At 58.2% G+C, this 23,766-nt stretch carries 23 protein-coding genes; 18 read left to right on the top strand and 5 right to left on the bottom strand.

The window, feature by feature from the left end:
• Positions 1-31: 31 nt before the first annotated feature.
• Positions 32-1,804 (top strand): SLC13 family permease, encoded by a 1,773-nt coding sequence (locus QQL78_RS10425; RefSeq protein ID WP_284373162.1) that lies wholly within the window; start codon positions 32-34, stop codon positions 1,802-1,804.
• 107 nt (positions 1,805-1,911) lie between these two features.
• On the opposite strand, the gene QQL78_RS10420 is transcribed toward QQL78_RS10425, so the two are convergent.
• Positions 1,912-3,684 (bottom strand): SLC13 family permease, encoded by a 1,773-nt coding sequence (locus tag QQL78_RS10420; protein ID WP_284373160.1) that lies wholly within the window; start codon positions 3,682-3,684, stop codon positions 1,912-1,914.
• Positions 3,685-3,799: 115 nt separating this feature from the next.
• Here QQL78_RS10420 and QQL78_RS10415 point away from each other — a divergent pair, with 115 nt between their 5' ends.
• Positions 3,800-4,555: a YebC/PmpR family DNA-binding transcriptional regulator gene (locus QQL78_RS10415; protein WP_284373159.1), complete on the top strand. Its 756-nt coding sequence runs from the start codon at positions 3,800-3,802 to the stop codon at positions 4,553-4,555.
• A gap of 92 nt (positions 4,556-4,647) precedes the next feature.
• Here the strand turns inward: QQL78_RS10415 and QQL78_RS10410 are convergent, their stop codons facing one another.
• Positions 4,648-4,890, bottom strand: coding sequence for a hypothetical protein (locus QQL78_RS10410; RefSeq protein WP_284373157.1), 243 nt, complete (start codon positions 4,888-4,890; stop codon positions 4,648-4,650).
• A gap of 96 nt (positions 4,891-4,986) precedes the next feature.
• On the bottom strand, positions 4,987-5,877 hold the full coding sequence (locus QQL78_RS10405) for a LysR family transcriptional regulator ArgP (protein WP_284373156.1): 891 nt from the start codon (positions 5,875-5,877) through the stop codon (positions 4,987-4,989).
• Between the two features lie 91 nt (positions 5,878-5,968).
• Here QQL78_RS10405 and QQL78_RS10400 point away from each other — a divergent pair, with 91 nt between their 5' ends.
• The 7 genes from QQL78_RS10400 (at position 5,969) to QQL78_RS10370 (ending at position 13,831) form a co-directional block, all read left to right on the top strand.
• The gene (locus QQL78_RS10400; RefSeq protein ID WP_284373154.1) at positions 5,969-6,568 is read left to right on the top strand and encodes a LysE/ArgO family amino acid transporter; all 600 of its coding nucleotides are present in this window, start codon (positions 5,969-5,971) and stop codon (positions 6,566-6,568) included.
• 37 nt (positions 6,569-6,605) lie between these two features.
• Complete coding sequence (locus QQL78_RS10395) at positions 6,606-7,508, top strand: DMT family transporter (RefSeq protein ID WP_284373152.1); 903 nt, start codon at positions 6,606-6,608, stop codon at positions 7,506-7,508.
• Between the two features lie 76 nt (positions 7,509-7,584).
• Positions 7,585-8,160: a choline-binding transcriptional repressor BetI gene (gene betI, locus QQL78_RS10390; protein WP_284373150.1), complete on the top strand. Its 576-nt coding sequence runs from the start codon at positions 7,585-7,587 to the stop codon at positions 8,158-8,160.
• Complete coding sequence (gene betC, locus QQL78_RS10385) at positions 8,157-9,665, top strand: choline-sulfatase (RefSeq protein ID WP_284373148.1); 1,509 nt, start codon at positions 8,157-8,159, stop codon at positions 9,663-9,665. The genes betI and betC overlap by 4 nt, the downstream gene beginning before the upstream one ends.
• Before the next feature lie 53 nt (positions 9,666-9,718).
• The gene (betB, locus tag QQL78_RS10380; protein ID WP_284373147.1) at positions 9,719-11,176 is read left to right on the top strand and encodes a betaine-aldehyde dehydrogenase; all 1,458 of its coding nucleotides are present in this window, start codon (positions 9,719-9,721) and stop codon (positions 11,174-11,176) included.
• A 257-nt stretch (positions 11,177-11,433) separates the two neighbouring features.
• A complete protein-coding gene (betA, locus tag QQL78_RS10375) occupies positions 11,434-13,092 on the top strand; it encodes a choline dehydrogenase (protein ID WP_284373145.1) in 1,659 nt (552 codons plus the stop codon).
• A 76-nt stretch (positions 13,093-13,168) separates the two neighbouring features.
• A complete protein-coding gene (locus tag QQL78_RS10370; protein WP_284373143.1) occupies positions 13,169-13,831 on the top strand; it encodes a thermonuclease family protein in 663 nt (220 codons plus the stop codon).
• A 1-nt stretch (position 13,832) separates the two neighbouring features.
• Here QQL78_RS10370 and QQL78_RS10365 read toward each other — a convergent pair whose 3' ends face one another.
• Both QQL78_RS10365 and QQL78_RS10360 read right to left on the bottom strand, forming a co-directional pair.
• On the bottom strand, positions 13,833-15,233 hold the full coding sequence (locus QQL78_RS10365; protein ID WP_284373141.1) for a helix-turn-helix domain-containing protein: 1,401 nt from the start codon (positions 15,231-15,233) through the stop codon (positions 13,833-13,835).
• A 50-nt stretch (positions 15,234-15,283) separates the two neighbouring features.
• On the bottom strand, positions 15,284-16,516 hold the full coding sequence (locus tag QQL78_RS10360) for a multidrug effflux MFS transporter (protein WP_284373139.1): 1,233 nt from the start codon (positions 16,514-16,516) through the stop codon (positions 15,284-15,286).
• Positions 16,517-16,687: 171 nt separating this feature from the next.
• On the opposite strand from QQL78_RS10360, the gene QQL78_RS10355 reads away from it, so the two are divergent.
• The 9 genes from QQL78_RS10355 (at position 16,688) to QQL78_RS10315 (ending at position 23,698) form a co-directional block, all read left to right on the top strand.
• Positions 16,688-18,220 carry an acyl-CoA carboxylase subunit beta gene (locus tag QQL78_RS10355; RefSeq protein ID WP_284373137.1) on the top strand — a complete coding sequence of 511 codons (1,533 nt, stop codon included), beginning with the start codon at positions 16,688-16,690 and terminating at the stop codon, positions 18,218-18,220.
• A 10-nt stretch (positions 18,221-18,230) separates the two neighbouring features.
• Positions 18,231-18,779, top strand: a complete 549-nt coding sequence (locus QQL78_RS10350; RefSeq protein ID WP_284373135.1) for a DUF4760 domain-containing protein — start codon at positions 18,231-18,233, stop codon at positions 18,777-18,779.
• Positions 18,776-19,174, top strand: a complete 399-nt coding sequence (locus tag QQL78_RS10345; RefSeq protein WP_284373133.1) for a cupin domain-containing protein — start codon at positions 18,776-18,778, stop codon at positions 19,172-19,174. Before QQL78_RS10350 ends, QQL78_RS10345 begins: the two co-directional genes overlap by 4 nt.
• On the top strand, positions 19,171-19,551 hold the full coding sequence (locus QQL78_RS10340) for a DUF6497 family protein (protein ID WP_284373131.1): 381 nt from the start codon (positions 19,171-19,173) through the stop codon (positions 19,549-19,551). Before QQL78_RS10345 ends, QQL78_RS10340 begins: the two co-directional genes overlap by 4 nt.
• A 214-nt stretch (positions 19,552-19,765) precedes the next feature.
• The gene (locus tag QQL78_RS10335; protein ID WP_169737475.1) at positions 19,766-19,912 is read left to right on the top strand and encodes a hypothetical protein; all 147 of its coding nucleotides are present in this window, start codon (positions 19,766-19,768) and stop codon (positions 19,910-19,912) included.
• Positions 19,913-20,011: 99 nt separating this feature from the next.
• Positions 20,012-20,359 carry a hypothetical protein gene (locus QQL78_RS10330; protein WP_284375544.1) on the top strand — a complete coding sequence of 116 codons (348 nt, stop codon included), beginning with the start codon at positions 20,012-20,014 and terminating at the stop codon, positions 20,357-20,359.
• Positions 20,360-20,699: 340 nt separating this feature from the next.
• On the top strand, positions 20,700-20,915 hold the full coding sequence (locus tag QQL78_RS10325; protein ID WP_284373127.1) for a hypothetical protein: 216 nt from the start codon (positions 20,700-20,702) through the stop codon (positions 20,913-20,915).
• A gap of 108 nt (positions 20,916-21,023) precedes the next feature.
• On the top strand, positions 21,024-23,069 hold the full coding sequence (locus QQL78_RS10320; RefSeq protein ID WP_284373125.1) for an acetyl-CoA carboxylase biotin carboxylase subunit: 2,046 nt from the start codon (positions 21,024-21,026) through the stop codon (positions 23,067-23,069).
• Entirely contained in the window at positions 23,066-23,698 is a 633-nt protein-coding gene (locus tag QQL78_RS10315; RefSeq protein WP_284373123.1) for a hypothetical protein, read from the top strand. The genes QQL78_RS10320 and QQL78_RS10315 overlap by 4 nt, the downstream gene beginning before the upstream one ends.
• The last annotated feature ends 68 nt before the right edge of the window (positions 23,699-23,766 follow it).

Below are 23,766 nucleotides of genomic sequence, written 5' to 3'. Positions count from 1 at the left end.
ATGGCGGTATGTCCGCGTTGAGGAAACATTGATGGATTTCTTTCCCCTTTCTCAAACCGGCAGCGCGGTTCTATCGCTGACGGTGGTCGCAATCATGTTTATCATGTTCCTGCGCGAGTCCTTTCCCACTGAAGTGGTTGCCCTTGGCGGTGCGGCGCTTTTACTGGCCAGCGGTGTGTTGCCCTATGAGGATGCGCGTATGGTGCTGTCCAATTCGGCACCTTGGACCATTGCCGCGATGTTCATAGTGATGGGGGCCTTGGTGCGCACCGGGGCGCTGGACGTGTTGACACAACTGGCGGAACGTTATGCCCGGACCCATCCGAAATCGGCGGTGATCGGGGTGATCCTGTCGGTGATGGGGGCCAGCGCGATCATGAACAACACGCCGGTGGTTGTGGTGATGATCCCGGTGGTGGTGCAGCTGAGCAAGACACTGGGCACCAAAGCTTCCAAACTGCTGATCCCGCTCAGCTATGCGGCGATCATGGGCGGCTCGCTGACCTTGATCGGGACCTCAACAAACCTGTTGGTGGACGGGGTGGCGCGCAGCCAGGGCATGGCCCCTTTCGGGATTTTCGAAATCCTGCCGATTGGTTTGGTGGTCTGTGCCTGGGGGCTGACCTATATGGCGCTGTTCGGGCGCAAACTATTGCCGGATCGTGACAGCATGGCGGCGATGTTGTCGAACCGGTCCAAGATGAAGTTTTTCACCGAAGCGGTGATCCCGCCTGAGTCCAACCTGATCGGGCGCGAGGTGCTGGATGTGAAGCTGTTCAAACGTGAAGGTGTGCGGCTGGTCGACGTGGTTCGCGGGGACCAGTCCTTGCGCCGCAACCTCAAGGATGTGGCGTTACAGATTGGCGATCGGGTGGTGCTGCGCACCGAGATGACCGAGTTGCTGAGTCTTCAGGCCACCAAAGAACTGAAACGTGTGGATCAACTGTCCGCGGTGGAGACCAGCACCGTCGAGGTCCTGATCACGCCGGGCTGCCGGATGGTCGGGCGCACGCTGGGGTCGATGCGGTTGCGGCGGCGCTATGGTGTCTATCCGCTGGCGGTGCACCGGCGCAACCAGAACATCGGGCTGCAACTGGATGAATTGATTGTGAAAGTTGGCGACACTTTGTTGCTGGAAGGGGCAGCAGAGGATATCGCGCGGCTGGCGGCGGATATGGATCTGGTGGATGTCAGCCACCCCTCCGCCCGGGCCTATCGCCGCGGTCATGCGCCGATTGCGATTGCTGCACTTGTGGGGATTGTGGTTCTGGCGGCGCTGAATGTTGCGCCGATCCTGATGCTGGCGGTGATTGCGGTTGCCTTGGTCTTGGTCACCGGTTGCATCGATGCGGAAGAAGCTTTTTCCTTTGTCGATGGGCGGTTGCTGGCGTTGATCTTTTCGATGCTGGCCGTGGGGGCCGCGCTGCAGAATTCGGGGGCGATCACCATGCTGGTGGATGCCATCGCGCCAACCCTGGCGACATTGCCGCTGACGGTGGTGATATTCTGTGTTTTCCTGTTGACCACAATATTGACCGAGATCGTGTCAAACAACGCGGTGGCGGTGATTATGACCCCCATTGCCATCAGTTTGGCGGCAGCCCTTGGCATTGATGCGCGCCCGCTGGTGGTGGCGGTGATGATTGCGGCCTCCTGTGCCTTTGCTACACCCATTGGTTATCAGACCAATACGCTGGTCTATGGGCCCGGTGGGTATAAATTCACCGATTTCATGCGCATTGGTGTGCCGCTGAACCTGAGCATGTCCTTACTGGCAAGTGCGGTTATTCCGATGATTTGGTAGCGGATCGCGGGTCTTACCCACATTACGGCGTGCCGTCGCAGGCGGGGGGCGCGGGCCGGGAGTGCGGACAGTATATAAGGCCAAAAAGAGGAGGGTGTTCCGGCCTGTCAGAGAGGCCAGAATACCAGGATGGCGGGGATCGAGACCGCGACGACGATGATTTCGAGCGGCAGTCCCATGCGCCAGTAATCGCCAAAGCCATAGCCGCCGGGGCCGAGGATCAGCGTGTTGTTCTTATGTCCAATCGGGGTCAGGAAGGCACTGGAGGCGGCGACGGCAACCGCCATCAGGAAAGGATCGGGCGAGACACCAAGGGTCTGCGCCATCTGGATGCCGACAGGGGCGGCGACGATTGTGGTGGCGGTGTTGTTCAGCACATCCGACAGGGTCATGGTGACCACCATCAGCACGGTCAGCACAATCCAGGGGGCCATGCCCGCAGTCAGGTTGATCAGCGCGCCAGCGATCAATTCCGTGCCGCCGGAGGTTTCAAGAGCCGCCCCCAGCGGGATCATCGAGCCCAGCAGCACCACCACCGGCCATTCGATATGGGTATAGAGTTCCGACAGGGGCACGATTTTGGCCAGCACATAGGCGATGACCACAAGACCCAGGGCAACCGGCAGGTAAATCCAGCCAAGGCTTGCAGCGATCACCGCCACGCCGAAAAGGCCGATGGCCAGCCAGACCTTGGTGTTTTCAGTCACGGCCAGACCACGATCCGCAAGCGGCAGCACGTCGAGCCATTCGGTCACATCGGCCGCGGTGTCACGCGGCACCAGCAACAGCAGAATATCGCCTGCTTTCAGCTCTGTACTGCGCAAACGTGAGGTGATCTTGCGGCCCTGTCGCGAGATGCCCATCAGGATGGTGCGTCGCCGCCATGCCAGCCCCACCGCCTGTGCGGTGCGCCCGTTCAGCCGGGAGGTTTCCGGCACAACAACTTCAATGATTTCTACGCCTTCGCCGCCGGCTTTCAGGCGTTCTTCGCGGTCGGTATCAGCCAGCGCCAGATCCAATGTGCTGCGAAATTCATCCAGCGCGTCGGGGGTCGCCTCAAGCACCAGCGCATCGCCGGCCTGAAGTGCGACAGAGCGGGATTGCCCGTAGCGGCGTTTGCCATCACGGATCAGGCCAAGGATGGCAACATCTGCACCCTCGGCCACCGGGACCAGTTCCAACAGCCGTTTGCCAATGTGTTTGCTGCCCTCGGGCACCACCAGTTCGGCAATATATTGTGACAGGTCTTCGGTGCTGATCAGCGCATCCTCGCGCGCAGGGATCAGGCGCCAGCCGATCAGTGCGACAAAGGTCAGCCCGGCGATGGCGGCAATCCCGCCGACGGGGGCAAAATCAAACATGCGAAAGGGTTCGCCCAGCGATTCCTGCCGGATCGAGGCGATGATGATATTTGGTGGGGTGCCGATCAATGTGACCATACCGCCAAGGATGGTGGCAAAGCTGAGCGGCATCAGGCTGAGGCCGGGGGCACGGCCTGCCTTGCGGGCGGTCTGGATGTCGACGGGCATCAACAGGGCAAGGGCGGCGACGTTGTTCATGAAGGCGGACAGGATGCCGCCAATCGCGCCCATCAGCGTGATATGGGCACCCAGCGAACGTGAGGCATCGACCATCGTCCGGGTGATCAGCAAGACCGCGCCTGAACGCACCAGCCCTGCCGAAACCACCAGCACCAGTGCAACCACCAATGTGGCAGGGTGTCCGAAACCGCTGAAGGCGTCCTTGGAGGGCACTACGCCCAGAACAACCCCGATCATCAGGGCGGTAAAGGCAACGATATCATAGCGGAATTTACCCCACAGCAGCATGCCAAAGACAGCGCCGAAGAGAGAGAAGAGGATGATTTGATCTGTACTCATAGCCGCACCATCCGTGCTATCGCCAGTCAGAGCAAGGGGATATGTGCCAGCGGCTTGTCGCGCAAGCAGCGCTGGCCTATAGAGGCGCAAAGCGTAAACTCAGACGAGGTATCTCATGGCCGGCCACTCCAAATGGGCAAACATCCAGCACCGCAAGGGGCGTCAGGACAAGATCCGCGCCAAGCTGTTTTCCAAGTTCAGCAAGGAAATCACTGTAGCGGCCAAAATGGGCGACCCCGACCCAGATAAAAACCCGCGCCTGCGTCTGGCGGTGAAGGAAGCCAAATCGGCCTCCATGCCCAAGGATAACATCGACCGCGCGATCAAAAAATCGGTTGCGGGCGAGGGTGAGGATTACAAGGAAATCCGCTATGAGGGCTATGGCCCGAATGGTGTGGCGGTGATTGTCGAGACGATGACGGACAATTTGAACCGGACCGCCTCTACCGTGCGTTCGACTTTTTCCAAGAATGGCGGCAATCTGGGCGAAACCGGTAGCGTTGGCTTTATGTTCGACCGCAAAGGGGCTGTGACCTATCCGGCCGATGTGGGCGACAATGATACGGTGATGATGGCCGCCATCGAGGCCGGTGCCGAAGATGTGGAAAGCGGCGAGGATGGTCATGTGATCTGGTGCGCCGATACTGACCTGAACGATGTGGCTACCGCACTTGAGGCGGAACTGGGCGAGTCGGAATCAACCAAGCTGGTGTGGAAACCGACCACCACAAGCGAGCTGGATCTGGAAGGGCTGCAAAAGCTGATGCGCTTGGTTGATGCTTTGGAAGATGACGATGACGTGCAGCGCGTGACAACGAACTTTGAGGCATCAGATGAGGTGATGCAGCAATTCGAAGAGTCTGACGGGTAAACCCAAGCGGTTTAGAAAACATCAGAAATGACAAATGCCGCCCGGTTGGGGCGGCATTTTTTGTTTGTGCGGTTCCTGGCTTGCAACCGGATCTAGCCAGAGATGCGCGACAGGCCACACCAGGGAAACCCCATGCGGCCAGCCGGTTTCTGGGCAACCGGCTTTTGCTGCGCAAGACGGGCCAGTACCTGTTTGACCTCATTCAGCTGCGAGATGGCTTGCGCATCGCCAGCACCGGCCTGAACGTTCAAGATTTTCGACTGTGTGTGAAGCGCTGCTTCCATGACGGCAATCTCATGTGCGCTGACTTCCAGCGTCTGTTGTTTGTCGAACATCTTGTATTTCCTCTAATTCCAGGTGGCATGTAGGGGCGATGCCGTGTGTTTACCAGAGCGGAAATTCAGGATCACCGTGATGTGTGCTGGATGACATCATTTGTCGCAGGATGGGCGCAACTGGGTTTTTGCAGCCCGCAGGATGGAGGTTGTCAGCGGTGCCAGGGCGGGGGCCATCACCCGGGTGGTTTGCCAATATAGCGGCACATCCATTGGCAAGGTCGGATCAAGCGCAATCAACCGCCCATCGTCCAGATGTCCACGCACCAATGTTTCAGGGTTCATCCCCCAGGCCAAGCCTTCCAGAGCCGCATCAACAAAGGCATGGGTCGAGGGCATCTGATGTGATGGCGGATGCAGGGTTCTGCCGGTCTTTGCGGTGATCCAGCGGGCTTGCAGCTGGTCCTTGGGCGTGAAGGTCAGCATGGGCGCACGGGCCAGATTTTCAGCGCTCACGCCTGTGGCAAAATAACGCTGCATAAATGCCGGGCTTGCCGTGGCGATGTAGCGCAGCGCGCCCAGGGGGTGCAGATCACAACCGGTCACCGCGCGATTGTGGCCGGTTACGGCGGCACTGACAGCGCCGCGTTTCAGCCAGTCATCCGCTGTGTCCTGATCATCGACCCGCAGATCAAACAGCATGTCGGGCAGGGCGGCGAGGGCTGGCAGCAGCCATGTGGCGATACTGTCGGCGGGTACCGCAAGGGTCAGCCGGGCGGGCAGGGCACCACCGCGGTGGATGTCACCAAGGGCTGCCGCCTCCAGCAGGGCCACGTCTTCGGCATGTTTGGCCAACCGCGCACCCAGCGGGGTGGGGGTACAAGGCTGGCTGCGATTGACCAAGGCCGCCCCGACCTGTTCCTCCAGCGCCTTGAGCCGTTGCGAAATGGCGGAAGGGGTGACATTGAGGCTGCTCGCCGCAGCGTCAAAGCTGCCAAGACGCAGGATGGCCGAAAGGGCGGCAAGCTGGGTAGGGTCAAGGTTCATGAAGCAATTCTAATCTAGGGTAATCAAGTTTAATTTGAGTAATGTAGTGCGCTTGGCGTAGTCAAGTCCAAGCCACCATTGGAGCCACGCCATGCTTTCCTCTTTTTTACCCGGTTTCGCGCTCAGCCTGACGCTGATCCTTGCCATCGGGGCGCAAAACGCCTTTGTCCTGCGCCAAGGCTTGCGCCGCGAACATGTATTCTGGGTTTGCCTGACCTGCGGGGTGTCTGACGCTGTTCTGATTGCCGGGGGCGTGGCAGGCTTTGGGGCATTGGCCACGGCGGTCCCGTGGTTCGAAACCGCGATGCGCTATGGCGGGGCGGGGTTCCTGATCTGGTACGGGGCGCAAAACGCGCTTTCTGCGTGGCGCGGTGGTGCCGCATTGCAGGCGGAGGGTGGGGCAACCCAAAGCCTGCGGCAGACCATCCTTACCCTGCTGGCGCTGACCTTCCTCAATCCACATGTCTATCTTGATACGGTGGTTCTGATCGGCTCTATCTCTGCACAATATCCCGACAGACTGGCCTTTGGTGCGGGTGCAATTCTGGCCAGCCTGACATTTTTCTTTGCTCTGGGGTATGGGGCGCGCCTGCTTAGCCCCTTGTTTGCAAGGCCGGCGAGCTGGCAAGTGCTGGATGGGATCATCGCACTCACAATGTGTGCCATTGCCGCAAAACTTTTGTTCGGATGATCTTGCCCTTTGCCGCAGACAAGATCAGTCTGCGCCTATGACAACGGCTCTTCCTCATCGCCCGCTGACGGGCATATTCTGGATGCTGGTGACGGGGGTGTTTTTCATCATGGTCACAGCTTTGGTGAAATACATGGGTCCGCGCCTGCCTGCGGCAGAGGCAGCGTTTCTGCGCTATGCCATGGGGCTGGTTTTCCTGCTTCCTGTCCTTGGCACCCTGCGTGGGGCCGGTTTGACGGGACGTCAGTGGTCGCTTTTCGGGTTGCGCGGGTTTTGCCATGCCTTTGGCGTGATGATGTGGTTCTACGCCATGACCCGCATCCCGATTGCTGAAGTCACTGCAATGAACTATCTCGCGCCGATTTACGTGACCATCGGGGCGGCGATTTTTCTGGGAGAAAAGCTGGCGATGCGCCGGATCATTGCGGTGGTCATGGGGTTGGCAGGGGCGGCCATCATCCTGCGCCCCGGCTTTCGCGAGGTCAGCGCCGGTCATATCGCGATGCTGGTGGCGGCCGTGGTTTTCGCAGGCTCTTACCTGATTGCCAAATTGCTGGCCGATGAGGTGCGACCGGCTGTGGTTGTGGCCATGCTGTCTGTCTTTGTAACATTGGGTCTGGCCCCGTTTGCCATTCCGGTCTGGATTGCCCCCACAGCAAGTGAATTGCTGATTCTGGCGGCTGTCGCCTGTTTCGCTACAGCGGGTCATTATACCATGACGCTGGCCTTTGCGGCGGCCCCCGTAACGGTCACGCAACCGGTCACCTTTTTACAACTTGTCTGGGCCACGGCGCTGGGGGCTTTGGCTTTTGCCGAACCGGTGGACATTTGGGTGGTGCTGGGCGGCTTTGTTATTTTGGGCTCTGTCACCTTTATCACATGGCGCGAGGCCATGCTGAACCGGCAGATCACGCCCAATGCCAATGCGACGAAGATGTAAAACGACGTTATTGATTGACGAGTCAATAAAGTACGATCTACTTTGAGGGGGTAACCTTCAAGGACTCGAATCCCACATGCCCAAAGTCGGAATGGAACCGATCCGCCGCTCCGCACTGGTGCAGGCGACAATTGCCGAAATCGGCGCGGCCCACTCGTTGGATGTCACGGTGGGGCAAATTGCCAAACGTGCTGGCATGTCGACGGCCTTGGCGCATCATTATTTCGGCGGTAAAGATCAGATCTTTCTGGCCGCGATGCGTCATATTCTGGCCGAATACGGGGAGGAGGTCCGCGCCCGCCTTGCCGAAGCCCGCAGCCCGCGTGACCGCGCTGCCGCGATTGTCATCGCCAGCTTTGACGAAACCTGTTTTGACCCGGCAACGGTAAACGCATGGATGACCCTTTACGCGGCGGCACCAACCAACGCCGGCACCCGCCGCCTGCTGCGTCTTTATCAGCGTCGGTTGCGCTCGAACCTCAGACATGCCCTGCGCCCGCTCAGCATAAATGCGGAAGCGGATGCTGAAACCATGGCCGCGCTGATTGATGGGCTTTATCTGCGGGCGGCCCTGTCGGAAAGCGGCACCGCCTCTGCGGCGCGGGCCAGCGCCCTTTCTACCCTGCACCTTCTGCTGGACGCATCCAGATGAGCAAACCAAACATACTGATCCTGATGGTGGACCAGCTAAACGGCACCCTGTTTCCGGACGGGCCAGCGGATTGGCTGCATGCGCCGCACCTGAAAAAACTGGCGGCGCGCGCCACGCGTTTCGCCAATTGCTACACCGCATCCCCCCTTTGCGCACCGGGACGGGCGGCTTTTATGTCGGGTCAATTGCCCTCTGCCACCGGCGTCTATGACAATGCGGCGGAATTTGCCTCATCGATCCCCACCTACGCGCATCATCTGCGTCGTGCGGGGTATCAGACCTGTCTGTCTGGCAAGATGCATTTTGTCGGCCCCGACCAGATGCACGGGTTTGAGGAACGGCTGACCACGGATATCTACCCCGCTGACTTCGGCTGGACGCCGGATTATCGCAAGCCGGGCGAGCGTATCGACTGGTGGTATCACAATATGGGGTCCGTCACCGGGGCTGGAGTTGCCGAAACCAGCAACCAGATGGAATATGACGATGACGTGGCCTATAACGCCACCCGCAAGCTTTATGACCTGTCGCGGGGCGCTGATCCGCGCCCTTGGTGTCTGACGGTCAGCTTCACGCATCCGCATGACCCCTATGTCGCACGCAAGAAGTACTGGGATCTCTACGAGGATTGTGACCACCTGCTGCCCACGGTCCCGATGATGGATTATGGCGATCACGATCCGCATTCCCAGCGTATTCTCGACGCCAATGACCGCGACAACTTTGACATCACAGAGGAAGATATCAAACGCTCCCGCCGCGCCTATTTTGCCAACGTCAGCTACCTTGACGACAAGATTGGTGAAATCCTGCAAACGCTTGAAGACACGAGACAAGAGGCAATCATCGTCTTTGTTTCGGATCACGGGGACATGCTGGGCGAACGCGGTCTGTGGTTCAAAATGTCTTTCTTTGAGGGCTCTTCCCGCGTGCCGATGATGATCAGTGCGCCGCAGATGCAGCCGGGCCTGCAGAGCACACCGGTCAGTAACATTGATGTTTGTCCGACACTTTGCGAGCTGGCGGGGGTGTCCATGGAAGAGGTCATGCCGTGGACCACAGGCCAATCTGTGGTGCCGATGGGGCAGGGGGTGGAACGCTCCGAGCCTGTTGCAATGGAATATGCCGCTGAAGGCTCTTATGCGCCGATGGTGTCGCTGCGCTATGGCAAGTGGAAATACAACCGCTGTGCATTGGACCCGGATCAGCTGTTCGATCTTGACGCAGACCCGCATGAACTGCGCAATCTTGCGGATCACCCGGATCATCAGGGCACAGTGACCAGCCTGCGCGCCAAATCCGAGGCGCGCTGGGATCTTGCCGCTTATGATGCACAGGTGCGCACCTCGCAGGCACGCCGCTGGGTGGTTTACGAAGCCTTGCGCGAAGGCGGCTATTACCCCTGGGACTACCAGCCGCTGCGCAAGGCGTCAGAGCAATATATGCGCAATCACATGGACCTGAACGTGCTGGAAGAAAACAAGCGCTTCCCGCGCGGTGAATAACCCCTTCATCTTGCCCTTAAACCTCCCGCCGGAGGCATGAAAGTTCTTAACCGATGCCCTATGATACACAGCCCAAGGCCAGCCATTTCATCAATGGTGAATATGTTGAAGATACCGCAGGCACTGCGATTGACGTGATCTATCCCGCGACCGGCGAGAAAATCGCCACGGTTCATGCTGCTACACCGGCGATTGTCGAACAGGCGATTTCCGCTGCGAAAAATGCCCAAGCAGCCTGGGCCGCGATGAGCGGGACAGAGCGGGGCCGGATTTTGCGCAAAGCCTCTGAGATCATGCGCGAACGTAACCATGATCTGTCTGTGCTGGAAACCTATGACACGGGCAAACCCTATCAGGAAACCAGTGTTGTCGATGCAACCTCTGGCGCGGATGCATTGGAATATTTCGGCGGTATGGCGGCAACCCTGACGGGCGAGCATATCCAGCTGGGTGAAAACTGGGTCTATACCCGCCGCGAGGCGCTGGGCCTTTGTGTTGGTATCGGGGCATGGAATTACCCCACGCAGATTGCCTGTTGGAAAGGCGCACCGGCACTGGCCTGCGGCAATGCGATGATATTCAAACCTTCCGAGACGACCCCGCTGTGTGCCTTGAAGGTTGCAGAAATCCTGATGGAAGCAGGGCTGCCGGCAGGGATTTACAACGTTGTGCAGGGCATGGGCGAGGTTGGCGCGTCTTTGGTCACTGACCCGCGCGTCGACAAGGTGTCGCTGACCGGATCGGTTCCCACCGGGCGCAAGGTCTATGCGGCGGCCGCGGAAGGGATCAAACATGTCACCATGGAGCTTGGCGGTAAATCCCCGATGATCGTGTTTGAGGATGCCGACATCGAAAACGCGGTAAGCGGCGCGATCCTCGGCAATTTCTACAGCTCCGGTCAGGTCTGCTCCAATGGCACAAGGGTGTTTGTGCATAAGGCGATTAAGGAACAATTCCTGAAACGGCTGACCGAACGTCTGGGCAATGCAGTGATTGGCGATCCGATGGATCCTGAGACCAGCTTTGGCCCGATGGTCTCGGAGCGGCAGATGAACATCGTGCTGGGCTATATCGATCAGGGACAGGCTGAAGGGGCGCGTCTGGTGACCGGTGGCAAGAAGCTGGCGCGGGAAGGTTTCTATCTGGAGCCGACAGTCTTTGCTGATGTGACGGACGACATGGCCATCGCCCGTGAAGAGATTTTCGGCCCCGTGATGGCGGTGCTGGATTTTGAGGATGAAGACGATGTGATGACCCGCGCCAATGACACCGAGTTTGGCCTGGCAGCGGGAGTTTTTACCAAAGATCTGACCCGTGCGCACCGCGTTGCGGCGCGGTTCGAGGCGGGCACCTGCTTTATCAATACCTATAACGACGCGCCGGTCGAGGCACCTTTTGGTGGCTCGAAAAACTCCGGTGTGGGGCGGGAGAACTCCAAAGCCGCGATCGCGCACTACAGCCAGTTGAAATCGGTGTTTGTGCGGATGGACGATGTCGAAGCGCCGTTTTGACAGGGTGATCCAAAGCTGCGCTGACGCAGATGGCGTTCTTGGTGCATGTGACGATGTGAGGACCCGAATTTCGATGGAGTCGGGTGGGTTTAAGGCAGCAAGTTAAAGCTGCTGAGAGGTGCTTGAGGCCACAATCTGTGGCTCAAGACATCTGTTCAATTTTGATGGTGCGATTCCCCGCAGCCTCAAGGACAAGCCGGGCAAAGCCCGGTCGCGATGCGATCCTTGACCCTGCGTGGAATCACGGGAGTGGTGTGATGAAGGCTGAATTTGTGATTGTGGGGGCAGGCTCTGCCGGGTGTGCGATGGCCTATCGTCTGGCCATGGCGGGGCGGCGTGTGATTGTCATCGAACATGGTGGCACCGATGCCGGGCCGTTTATTCAGATGCCGGCGGCCTTGAGCTATCCGATGAACATGAAGCGCTATGACTGGGGCTATAAATCCGAGCCGGAGCCGCATTTGGGCGGGCGCGAATTGGTCTGTCCGCGCGGCAAGGTGATTGGCGGTTCATCCTCGATCAACGGGATGGTTTATGTGCGCGGCCATGCGCAGGATTATGATCATTGGGATGAGGCCGGCGCACAGGGCTGGGCCTATGCGGATGTCTTGCCCTATTTCAAGCGGATGGAGAACTGGCATTCCGGCGGTCATGGCGGCGATCCGGCCTGGCGGGGGACGGATGGCCCGTTGCACGTCAGCCGGGGCAGCCGCAAGAATCCGTTGTTTGAGGCCTTTGTCCGCGCGGGGGAGCAGGCGGGATATCAGGTCACGGATGATTACAACGGCAGGCAACAAGAGGGCTTTGGCCCAATGGAGCAAACCGTGTGGAAGGGGCGGCGCTGGTCTGCGGCCAATGCCTATTTGCGGCCTGCACAAAAGACCGGCAATGTTGAGCTGGTTCAGGCGCTTGCCCAGCGGGTTGTGATTTCTGACGGGCGGGCCACCGGGGTCGAAGTCTTGCGCGCTGGCAAGCGCGAGGTGATCGAAGCAGAGCGCGAGGTGGTGCTTGCGGCCTCATCGATCAATTCGCCGAAATTGTTGATGCTGTCGGGGATTGGACCGGCAGCGCATCTGGCCGCGCACGGGATTGAGGTGCTGGCCGACCGGCCCGGTGTCGGGGCGAACCTGCAGGATCATCTGGAGATGTATATCCAGATGGCTGCCTCGCAGCCGATCACGCTCTATAAACATTGGAATATCCTTTCAAAGGCAGTGATCGGGGCGCAATGGTTGTTCACCAAGACAGGCATGGGGGCGTCGAACCAATTTGAAAGCGCAGGATTCATCCGCTCCAAAGCCGGGGTGCCTTATCCTGATATCCAGTTCCATTTCCTGCCGATTGCGGTGCGCTATGACGGGCAGGCGGCGGCAGAGGGGCATGGGTTTCAGGCCCATACCGGCCCGATGCGGTCCCGCTCGCGGGGGAGTGTCACATTGCGCTCTGCCGATCCAGCGGATGATCCGAAAATCCGCTTTAACTATATGTCCCACCCCGAGGATTGGGAGGAGTTTCGTACCTGCATTCGCCTGACCCGTGAAATTTTTGCGCAGGAGGCGTTCAAACCCTTTGTGAAACACGAGATCCAGCCGGGCGCGGCCTATCAGACAGATGCAGAATTGGACGCGGTGATCCGCGAGCATGCCGAAAGCGCCTATCACCCCTGTGGCACCTGCCGGATGGGGCAATCCGATGACCCGGATGCCGTGGTGGATCCGCAGGCGCGGGTGATCGGAGTTGAGGGGCTGCGCGTGGCAGACAGTTCGATTTTTCCACGCATCACCAATGGTAACCTGAACGCGCCTTCGATCATGGTGGGGGAAAAAGTGTCGGATATGTTGCTTGGACTTGATCCGCTGGCGCGGTCGAATGATGAACCCTGGAACCATCCAGAGTGGAAAACGGCGCAGAGATAGTGGTTGGGTAAGGAGGCACTAACCACATCTGGGGATTGCGGTTGATTGTTAAGGCGTGCTGTTTCACATTAACGGCATGTTAAGGTTTTGGTTCAGTCTGGTGTTGATGTTGACCTGTGCTGCGGTAGCGCAGGCAGCAGATATTCGGGGCAAGGTTCGTGTCATCGACGGTGATACGCTGGATGTGGGGGATGTGCGGGTGCGTTTGCACGGCATCGACGCGCCAGAACGCAACCAGCCCTGCACCACGCTGACCGGCCAGAACTGGGGCTGTGGCGACTGGGTGACGCGACAGGTGCGTGACCGCTATCAAGGTGCCGAAGCCCGCTGTGAGGCGACGGATTGGGACGGGACATATAAACGTGTTGTTGCGCGCTGTTTCGTGGATGGCACCGAGATCAACCGGGCGATGGTGGCAGAGGGGCTGGCCTTTGCCTATCGCAAATATTCCCTTGATTATGATCTGGAGGAAAAGGCGGCTTTCGTGGCGGATCTGGGTATTCACGGCTTTGTCATGGAGGCACCCGCCCGGTACCGGCTGACGCGGATCAAAGGACGCACCGCGCAGGATGCAAAATGCCGGATCAAGGGCAATATCAATGCCAAAGGCGTGCGGATCTATCATGTGCCCGGGCAGAAATATTACGAAAGGACAGGGATTCAGGCAGCACAGGGCGAACAGTGGTTCTGTTCTGAAGCGCAGGCGCGGGCATCGGGGTGGCGGCGCTCAAAACTATAATCTATTCAACACGGTAGGGTAGGACGTCGCGTAGGTTTTGATCCACCACCAGATGTCGCTCCAGCGGCGGTACGGCCCGTTGATGACAGGATTTGCGTTCACAGATCCGGCAGGAAATACCGATGGGCTCAAAGGCCGAGGCGCGGGTCATATCCAGACCATCGGCATAGACCAATTGGTCTGCATGGCGCATCTCACAACCCAAAGCGATGGCGAAACGGCGCACCGGTGCCCCGAACCGCCCTGCCGGTTTCGAGATGTCGCGCGCCAGCGAGATATAGCGTGCGCCATCCGGTGTTTCCGCCAATTGGCGCAGGAAACGGCCCGGTGTTTCAAAGGCGCGATGCACATTCCACAGGGGGCAGGCTCCGCCAAACCGGGCAAATTGCAGCCGGGTGGCGGAATGGCGTTTGGTGATGGTGCCCGCCTGATCGACCCGCACAAAAAAGAACGGCACGCCCTTACTGCCGGGACGCTGCAATGTGGACAGCCGATGGGCAACCTGTTCGATTGACGCGCCAAATTTTCCCGAAAGCAATTCCAGATCATGGCGGCATTCCTGCGCTGCGGCGTGGAATTGCGCATAGGGCATCAATGCGGCACCTGCGAAGTAATTGGCCAGACCGATCTTGGCGATATCGCGGGCGGCTGTTGTGGTGAACCGTGCAAGATCCAGTGTTGCCTCCAGCAGGGTGTCTTGCTGTGTGAGGGCGACCTGTAACAACAGTTGAAAGCTTTGAGTTTCAGGGGCTGCCCGTGCCGAAATCTGAAGCTGTTGGGCCTTGGCATCAAAATGGCGCAGCACGTCCGTATCCTCGAATGAAACCGTGATGCCTGCATTGCCAAGTGCGGAAACCGCCGCAACCCGCATGTTGCGATGTCCGCCTTTGCGCCCTGCAAAATACTCGGCTGCATGGTCCACGGAGTCGATATAATTGTCGCAATAATGGAAGAAGTCGCGCACCTCTTCCCATGGGGAAGGGGCTCCGCGCGCGTCTTCGCGCCCCAAAGCTTCGTCCAGCGATGCGAGACGCTCATGGGTTTGCCGGTAGCTTTGATGCAGGTCCAGAAAGGCACGTGCCAATCCGGGAGCGTTTGATGCGGTCAGCCGGATATCGGCAAGCGGTGGCATTTTTCCTTGAAACACCGGATCCGCCAGCGCCTCACGCATGTCGCTGACCAGACGTTCGCTGTCGCCAGCGCTTAACTCGGTTACATCAAGGCCAAACTCAGAGGCCAGTGCGAGGACAACCGTGGTGGAAATTGGCCGGTTGTTGTTTTCCATCTGGTTGAGATAGGGCAGGGAAACACCAAGCCGTGCGGCGAAGTCCTTTTGGGTCAGGCCCAGCTTGGTGCGGACCTCGCGCAGCTTGGCACCGGCGTAGAGTTTTTGAATGGCCATCAGGCTGCCCTTTGCAACTTTGCAGGTAGGGGCAGCCTAGCTTTGCAAAATCAAGATCGCAATGCGAGTGTTTGAGCGCGCTTGATCACAAAGAGGATCGAGAAGACACCAAAGAGGGAGGTGACCAGCATGATCAGGATCAGGGGGTAGGCCCCAGATGCCGGGGTCAGCAGCTGTCCGGCCAATACGGCCAGAGCAGATCCGCCGCCAATCATGATCGCCCCACCCAACCCGGATGCTGTGCCCGCCAGATGGGGGCGGACCGACAGCATGCCGGCGGTGGCATTTGGTATACACAACCCGTTGCCCAGACCAATCAGGGTCATCATGCCAAAGAAGGTAAGGGCGGTGCCGTGACCGGATAGAAAGACAAGCAGCGTCAGGGCGGACCCCACCGTTGTGGCAATACAGCCGGCGAGCACCATGGCGTTCACGCCAAAACGGGTCGAGAACAGGCCGGTAATCCAATTGCCGCAGAAATAGCCGATGGCGGGGGCGCCAAAGTAAATGCCCAGCCAAAACGGATCGAGGCCGAACACTATTGAACCGACAAAAGGCGCGCCGCCAAGATAGGCAAAAAACGCCCCCGAGCTGAAGGCCGCAGCCAATGCGTAGCCCCAGAAACGCGGCGCCCGCAGCAATTCGGGATATTCCTGAAATTGTTTCAGGATCGAGATGCTGGAGGGTTTCGCTGTTTCCCCCATATCCCAGATCACCAACGCCAGAATGCCAGTGGCGATCACAAACATCAGCCAGAAGGTAACGCGCCAGTCTGCGACCTGTTCAATGGCACCGCCGACAGCGGGGGCCACCATCGGCACCAGCGCCATGCCCATTGTGACGTAGCCGATTTTGGAGGCGGCCTGATCCTGCGTGTAAAGGTCGCGCAGCACCGCGCGGCTAAGCACCATGGCCGTGGCGATAACGGCCTGAGCAATGCGAAACACCAGAAACATAGTGGTGTTGGGTGCAAGGATACAGCCCAGCGTGGCCAGCATGAAAAGCAGAAGGCCCGCGATCATAACCGGGCGACGGCCGAGGTTATCCGAAATTGGCCCTACGAAAAGCTGCATCACCGCGCTGCACAGCAGGTAAAGTGGCACAGTCAGCTGCATGGTCGCATAGGATGTGCCGAAATACTCGGCCATCTGCGGCAGGCTGGGCAGGAAAATATTCATCGCCAGCGCACCAAGGCCCGCAAGCAAGATCAATGTGAAAACGGTGGGCGGCGTGCCGCGATCCATAAAACGGACTTTGGGCATCGGGGGGGAGGCCTTGTTCATGCAAATGCATCTATGCCTGTGTTTCAGGCTTGTCCACGGTGTCTGGTGATATTTGCAAGATTGCAATTTGCATATGGGTCGCTGCATAAGATTTGCAAATATTCACAAACGCCCTTTCCTCGGGGGGGTACCCTTCGGTATTGTCGCGGAAATATTTAGCAGGGGTTAGCGATGAAAGACATTCTTGAACAGCTGGAAGAGCGCCGTGAAACCGCACGTCTGGGTGGTGGCCAAAAGCGGATTGATGCGCAGCACGGGCGCGGCAAGCTGACGGCGCGGGAACGGGTTGATCTGCTGCTGGACGAGGGATCTTTTGAAGAATTCGACATGTTCGTCAGCCACCGCTGCACTGATTTTGGTATGGAAAATCAAAAGCCTGCGGGTGACGGTGTGGTCACCGGCTGGGGCACCATCAATGGGCGTTTGGTGTATTTCTATTCACAGGATTTTACCGTGTTGGGCGGCTCCGTGTCTGAAACCCACGCCAAGAAAATCTGCAAGATCATGGATATGGCGATGCAAAACGGCGCGCCAGTGATCGGATTGAACGATTCAGGTGGTGCGCGGATTCAGGAAGGTGTGGATTCGCTGGCTGGATACGCCGAAATCTTCCAACGCAACATTATGGCCTCTGGCGTCATTCCACAGATCAGCGTGATCATGGGACCTTGTGCGGGGGGCGCGGTCTATTCGCCCGCGATGACCGACTTTATCTTCATGGTCAAAGACAGCTCTTACATGTTTGTGACTGGCCCCGAGGTTGTGAAAACCGTCACAAACGAAGTTGTCACCGCAGAGGAATTGGGCGGGGCGGGGACCCATACCAAGAAATCATCTGTCGCGGATGCTGCGTTCGAAAATGACGTGGAAGCCTTGGCCGAGGTGCGCCGTCTGGTTGACCTGCTGCCCGCCAACAACCGCGAAGGGGCCCCTGTGCGACCCTTCTTTGATGAGCCTGACCGCATAGAGCCGTCCCTTGACACATTGGTCCCTGCCAATGCCAACACGCCCTACGACATGAAGGAATTGATCCTGAAACTGGGGGATGAGGGTGATTTTTATGAAATTCAGGAAAATTTTGCCAAGAACATCATCACCGGCTTCATTCGCATTGAGGGCCGCACCGTGGGTGTTGTCGCCAACCAGCCGATGGTGCTGGCTGGTGTTCTGGACATCGACAGTTCGCGCAAGGCCGCGCGGTTTGTGCGCTTCTGCGATTGTTTCGAAATTCCGATCCTGACGCTGGTCGACGTCCCCGGCTTCTTGCCCGGCACCTCGCAGGAATACGGCGGCGTGATCAAACATGGCGCGAAACTGCTTTATGCTTACGGCGAGGCGACAGTGCCGATGGTCACGCTGATCACGCGCAAAGCCTACGGCGGCGCCTACGACGTGATGGCGTCCAAACATCTGCAATCTGATTTCAATTATGCGTGGCCCACGGCAGAGGTCGCCGTGATGGGGGCCAAAGGCGCGTCCGAGATTATCCACCGCGCGGACAAGGACGACCCCGAGAAACTGGCGCAGCATACGGCGGATTACGAGGCCCGGTTTGCCAATCCCTTTGTAGCGGCAGAGCGCGGATTCATCGACGAGGTGATCCAGCCGCGTACCACGCGCAAACGGATCGCGCGGGCCTTTGCGTCACTTCGGAACAAGAAGAAGGAGATGCCTTGGAAGAAGCACGGAAATATTCCGTTGTGAGGGGGCTGAGATGTTTCAAATATCTTCCAGTGATCAGATTCAACTGCTCATTCTCTGCGCTATTTTAGTTCAAGGGATCATTGCCTTGGTCTCTTTCAGAAATCAAAGAAAGCTAGAAAACTGTAGAGCAACTTTTTCGGCGTTGCATCAACTTACTGAGAACGTAAGTGAGGCAGGTGGAAAGGTTTACGCGCACTATGCAGAAGGCGGGTATTCGTTCGAGCATTCTTCAAAAGAGCAAGAGCTAAACCTTTTGAGATATTTAGATTATCTCGAGGACATAGCTGTGGGCGTCAATATGGGCGTGTATGATATTGACATCGTCAATCGGGTAATGGGTACGCAGATAATTATGGCATCTGTGCGGTTTGACTATTTCATTGAGGGGATTCGTAGAAAGCAAGGGTCAGACAACTTCTACAAAGATATGCGCTTGCTACGGCAAAAAATCCTCTGGCTACGTGAGGTGGACCCTATTGTTGGCAAAATCGAAAGTGAAAAAAGGAACTTTCTGGAACGACATATCCGGAGAAGCGGCTTTTGGGTTGCCCCCAAATGACCTCCCCCTTCAAAAACCAATCCTTCACCATTGCGCATGCGGATTCTGGCACCTTCAAAGGCGCGGGCCTGCGTCCTTTCTTTGAATACCGCGACCTTGGGATCAAGGATGCAACCAATGGCACCCACGGTGCCCATGTGATCCGTGCCGTGCCCGGTATGGAATCTCCCGGCACGTGGCATTCCCACACCCTTGATTTCCAAATGGTCTATGTCACCAGAGGTTGGGTTGTGTTCGAATATGAGGGCGAGGGGGAGCACCTGCTGCGTGAGGGATCCTGCGTCCTTCAGCCCCCCGGTATCAAACACCGGGAGGTGCGTCATTCCGATGATATGGAACTGATCGAGATTATCTCTCCCGCGGATTTTCCGACCCATGATGAGGTGGCCCCGTGAAACCTCTCCTCGCTGCCTTTCTCCTTGCTGCCAGCTCCGCGTGGGCCACCGATGTCCCGTCAGGGCAGACGGTGGATCTGCATGAGGTTCTGGTGGACGCGGTGGACAGCGAAACATGGCTGAGGTTTCGTTTTATCGCACCGGATATCGCGCGTGCGGATGGGGGTGTGGACTATGATTTGGCCGCGGATGACATGATGCACTTGTGCACCGCACTGGCCTTGCCCTACAGCGAGGAATATGCGCTGGCGGGGGATATCATCGTGATCTCTCTGGCGGATCGTGTGACGGAATTCGGCGTGCCCGATCCCGAAGCGACACAGATTTTCGAAGCTTTTCGTCCTGTGGATAACACCTGTATCTGGGAGGGTTTGTAATGCAACCACAATATCTTGCGGTTCGCTTCTCATGTGGACGGAATACTGAGGCTTTACCGTCACAGAGCCGCCGATTGCGCCGGGCTGGATATGTTTTCGGATCGGACTACCTTATGGTGCCTGCGAGGAATACCCAAGTATCCCTTACCTCAGAAACGGAACGTGCGAGGCAGTTTAACAATGCGCGTTCCACTCACATAGACAGGAGACAGAGATGTCAAAGAGCATCAAATTCCTGGCAGCCATTGGTTTCATCGCCACTGTTGCTGCCTGTACATCCGGCCAGACCGAAGAAGAATATGTTGTTGTCGAGCCCGAGCCCATCTCGGTTGAGCCAACATACACAGGTAAGTACAAGTAAACTTGCCCCGGGACAGGCGCAGGCGCCTGTCCCGACCTCTTTCCTGACAATCCGCCAAACACGGCCCCAAAATCGGAGGGCCGTCTGATGCCAGCCTATATGCTGAAACATCGTGGATTTCCGGGCCGTTTGCCCAGTACCGATTTTCAATTCACCATCCGTCGACCCAATCCCAAAGGGGTGACACCGCTGTCCCGGCGTGAGCGCCGCTCGGACCGGCGTCCGGCGGATAAACGTGCCGATGCCGCTTTCATGAAGGCGCTGTGGGAACATTTCGGCGCACATCCGTTTGAGCGGGGCAATCTGGACGCAGGCCGGCTGTCCTGGCTGTTTGGCCGCGAGGTGTTGCCGGCCACTGATCCGTTTGACCCGGCGCATTACGAAAGCTTGCTGGTGATCGATGAGGCCGCTGCGCGCGCCGCCTATCCCGAAGCCTTTGAGGATTGATCGGCATGAACCTGCCCGCAGCGCCCTTGCATCAGCGACTGACAGCCGAAACAGGACCGTCCTGCGCCGCGGGCTTGGGGTTCATGCGGCTTTGTTCCAACGTCGGTATTGCTGATGGCGGTGTCCCTCAAGGGCCGCTGTCAGGATATCTAAACCATACCCCTTCCCCCTTGGGACAGCAGGGCGCTTGCGTCGCGCTGCTGCCCCTTTTTTTCGGGGGTCTCCCTCCCCTTGCTGGGACGGCCTTGGGTGAAAAGACAAAACCGTCTGCACCCGGCGCGGAACCCCATGCGATGTTCCGGGTTGTCGGTGCAGGCACGCGCAGACAAGGAACAGAAAAATGTCCATCAAACCCACTATTGCAGCAACCCTCTTATGTGCAGGTCTTGCCGCCTGTGGCGACACGCTTGTCGAACAGGGACTCGTTGGCACGGCTGTCGGGGCAGGGGCCGCTGCGGTCACCAGCGGCAGCCTGTTGCAGGGCGCGGCCATCGGTGCGGCCGGCAATATCGCCTACTGCCAGCTTAACCCGGGCAAATGCAGATCCGTCAACTAGCCTGAACTTTGCGGCGCGCCCTCTGCGCCGCACCCGATTTAATCCCCCTGCACAGCTTGCGCTGTCGCGGGACTTTCGCGTTTCTCTCAAGACCCAGAAGGACACCCCATGTTCAAGAAAATCCTGATCGCCAACCGTGGCGAGATTGCCTGCCGCGTTATCAAAACCGCCAAGAAAATGGGGCTGACCTCTGTTGCGATCTATTCTGACGCGGACGCGCAGGCCCTGCATGTGCAGATGGCGGATGAGGCGATCCATATTGGCCCGCCGCCCGCGAACCAGTCCTATATCGTCATCGACAAAGTGATGGAGGCGATCAAGCAAAGCGGGGCAGAGGCGGTGCATCCCGGCTATGGTTTCCTCTCCGAGAACTCCAAATTTGCCGAGGCCCTTGAAGCCGCCGGCGTGGCCTTTGTCGGCCCGCCAGTAGGGGCCATCGAAAAGATGGGGGACAAGATCACCTCCAAGAAAATTGCGCAGGAGGCCGGGGTTTCCACGGTTCCCGGCTATATGGGCCTGATCGAAGACGCGGATGAGGCGGTGAAGATCTCAAACGAAATCGGCTATCCGGTGATGCTCAAGGCCTCTGCGGGCGGCGGCGGTAAGGGGATGCGGATTGCCTGGAACGACGAAGAGGCCCGCGAGGGCTTTCAATCCTCCAAGAACGAAGCGGCCAACAGCTTTGGCGATGACCGGATTTTCATCGAGAAATTCGTGACCCAGCCGCGCCACATTGAAATTCAGGTGCTTTGTGACAGCCACGGCAACGGCATCTATCTGGGCGAGCGTGAATGTTCGATCCAGCGCCGCAATCAGAAAGTGGTTGAAGAGGCCCCAAGTCCGTTTCTGGATGAAGCGACCCGTAAAGCGATGGGCGAACAGGCCGTCGCGCTGGCCCTGGCGGTGGATTATGCAAGCGCCGGTACGGTTGAATTCATCGTGGATGGCGACAAGAATTTCTACTTCCTTGAAATGAACACACGTCTGCAGGTGGAGCATCCGGTCACCGAACTGATCACCGGTGTTGATCTGGTGGAACAGATGATCCGCGTCGCCAATGGTGAAAAGCTGACGATTAAGCAGTCGGATGTGAAACTGAACGGCTGGTCGATCGAGAACCGGCTGTATGCCGAAGATCCCTATCGCGGTTTCCTGCCATCCATTGGCCGTCTGACCCGCTATCGCCCGCCACAAGAAGTGGCTGCCGGTCCGCTGTCGGACAATGGCAAATGGGCCGATGATGCGCCTACCGGTACTTTTGCGGTGCGCAATGACACCGGCGTCTATGAGGGCGGCGAAATCTCGATGTATTACGATCCGATGATCGCCAAGCTGTGTACATGGGCACCGACCCGCGGCGAAGCGATTGAGCAGATGCGTGTGGCGCTCGACAGTTTCGAGGTCGAGGGCATCGGCCACAATCTGCCGTTCCTCTCTGCGGTGATGGACCATCCGATCTTTATTGAGGGCAGCATGACAACTGCCTTTATCGAAGAGCAATATCCAGATGGGTTTGAAGGTGTTGAGCTGGCCGAGGCTGAGTTGCGCCGCATTGCTGCGGCATGTGCCGCCATGCACCGCGTTGCAGAGATCCGCCGCGCGCGTGTGTCGGGGCGGATGGACAATCACGAACGTAAGGTGGGCAGTGATTGGAATGTGGCGGTGCAGGGCCATTCCTTTGATCTGGTGATCAATGCGGATAAGGACGGGGCCACTGTCCGTTTTGAAGATGACAGCGAATTGCGCGTCAAAGGTGACTGGACACCGGGTGACAAACTGGCGTCGATGACGATCAACGGCGCACCTTTGGTGATGAAAGTCGGCAAGATTTCGGGTGGTTTCCGCATCCGTACCCGTGGCGCGGATGCCAAAGTGCATGTGCGCACCCCCCGTCAGGCCGAACTGGCACGTTTGATGCCGGAAAAGGTCGCCCCCGATACGTCCAAAATGCTGCTTTGCCCGATGCCGGGTCTGATTGTGAAGCTGGATGTGGCTGTAGGCGACGAGGTGCAGGAAGGTCAGGCGCTGTGTACCATCGAAGCGATGAAGATGGAAAACATCCTGCGTGCCGAGAAGAAAGGCGTGGTCAGCAAGGTCAATGCGGATGCAGGTGACAGTCTGGCGGTAGATGATGTGATCATGGAGTTCGAGTGACCTCGAACCCCGTCATATCATGGATCTGGGCCGTTGATGCACGTATCTGGCAGGCGGTGATTGCCGGTGCCTTTGTATCCGCGGGCTGGGTCTTTAATGGCTGGCAAAACCGGCGCGATGCGGCACGGCTGCGGGCAGAGCGGCTGCGTGATGTCCATCGGGCGCTTTATGCCGAGATTGGCAGCACGATGGCCAATCTGGGCAGTCCGTCGGCATTGAAACAGGAAGCAGAGGGGATCATGCGGCGGATGAGCGATGACGCCGGATTTGTGCCCTTCATTCCTCATGAACCGGGTGATCACCTTTATGATGCGGTGGTGGCGGAAATACATATCCTGCCACGCTGCACCATTGATCCGGTGGTGGCGTTTTATAGCCAGATCAAGGCGATATCCGCGCTGATCGAAGACATGCGCGGCAATAGTTTCAAGGCAATGGGCCAGACGCGGCGCATGGGCATGTACCGCGATTACATCGCGATGAAGCAGCAGCTGTTTGAATACGGGCTTTTTGCGACCTCAATGATCAAGGCTTATGCCGAGGGCGGCACAGACGCAGCTGACGCGCTGGCGCGCAAGATCAATAGCCGGGCCGTGGCCCCGTCCGCCCCGTCACCGGAATCGGAGTAAAGGGCGGGATGTCATCATATTTGTCCATATCCGTCTCCTTTGCCTTTTCCTCCTTTAATATAGGTGCA

The sequence above is a fragment of the Sulfitobacter pacificus genome, from assembly GCF_030159975.1.
Taxonomy (GTDB): Bacteria; Pseudomonadota; Alphaproteobacteria; order Rhodobacterales; family Rhodobacteraceae; genus Sulfitobacter; species Sulfitobacter pacificus.
Note: the sequence above shows the minus strand (reverse complement) of the source record. Positions and strands in the feature narration are given on the sequence as shown.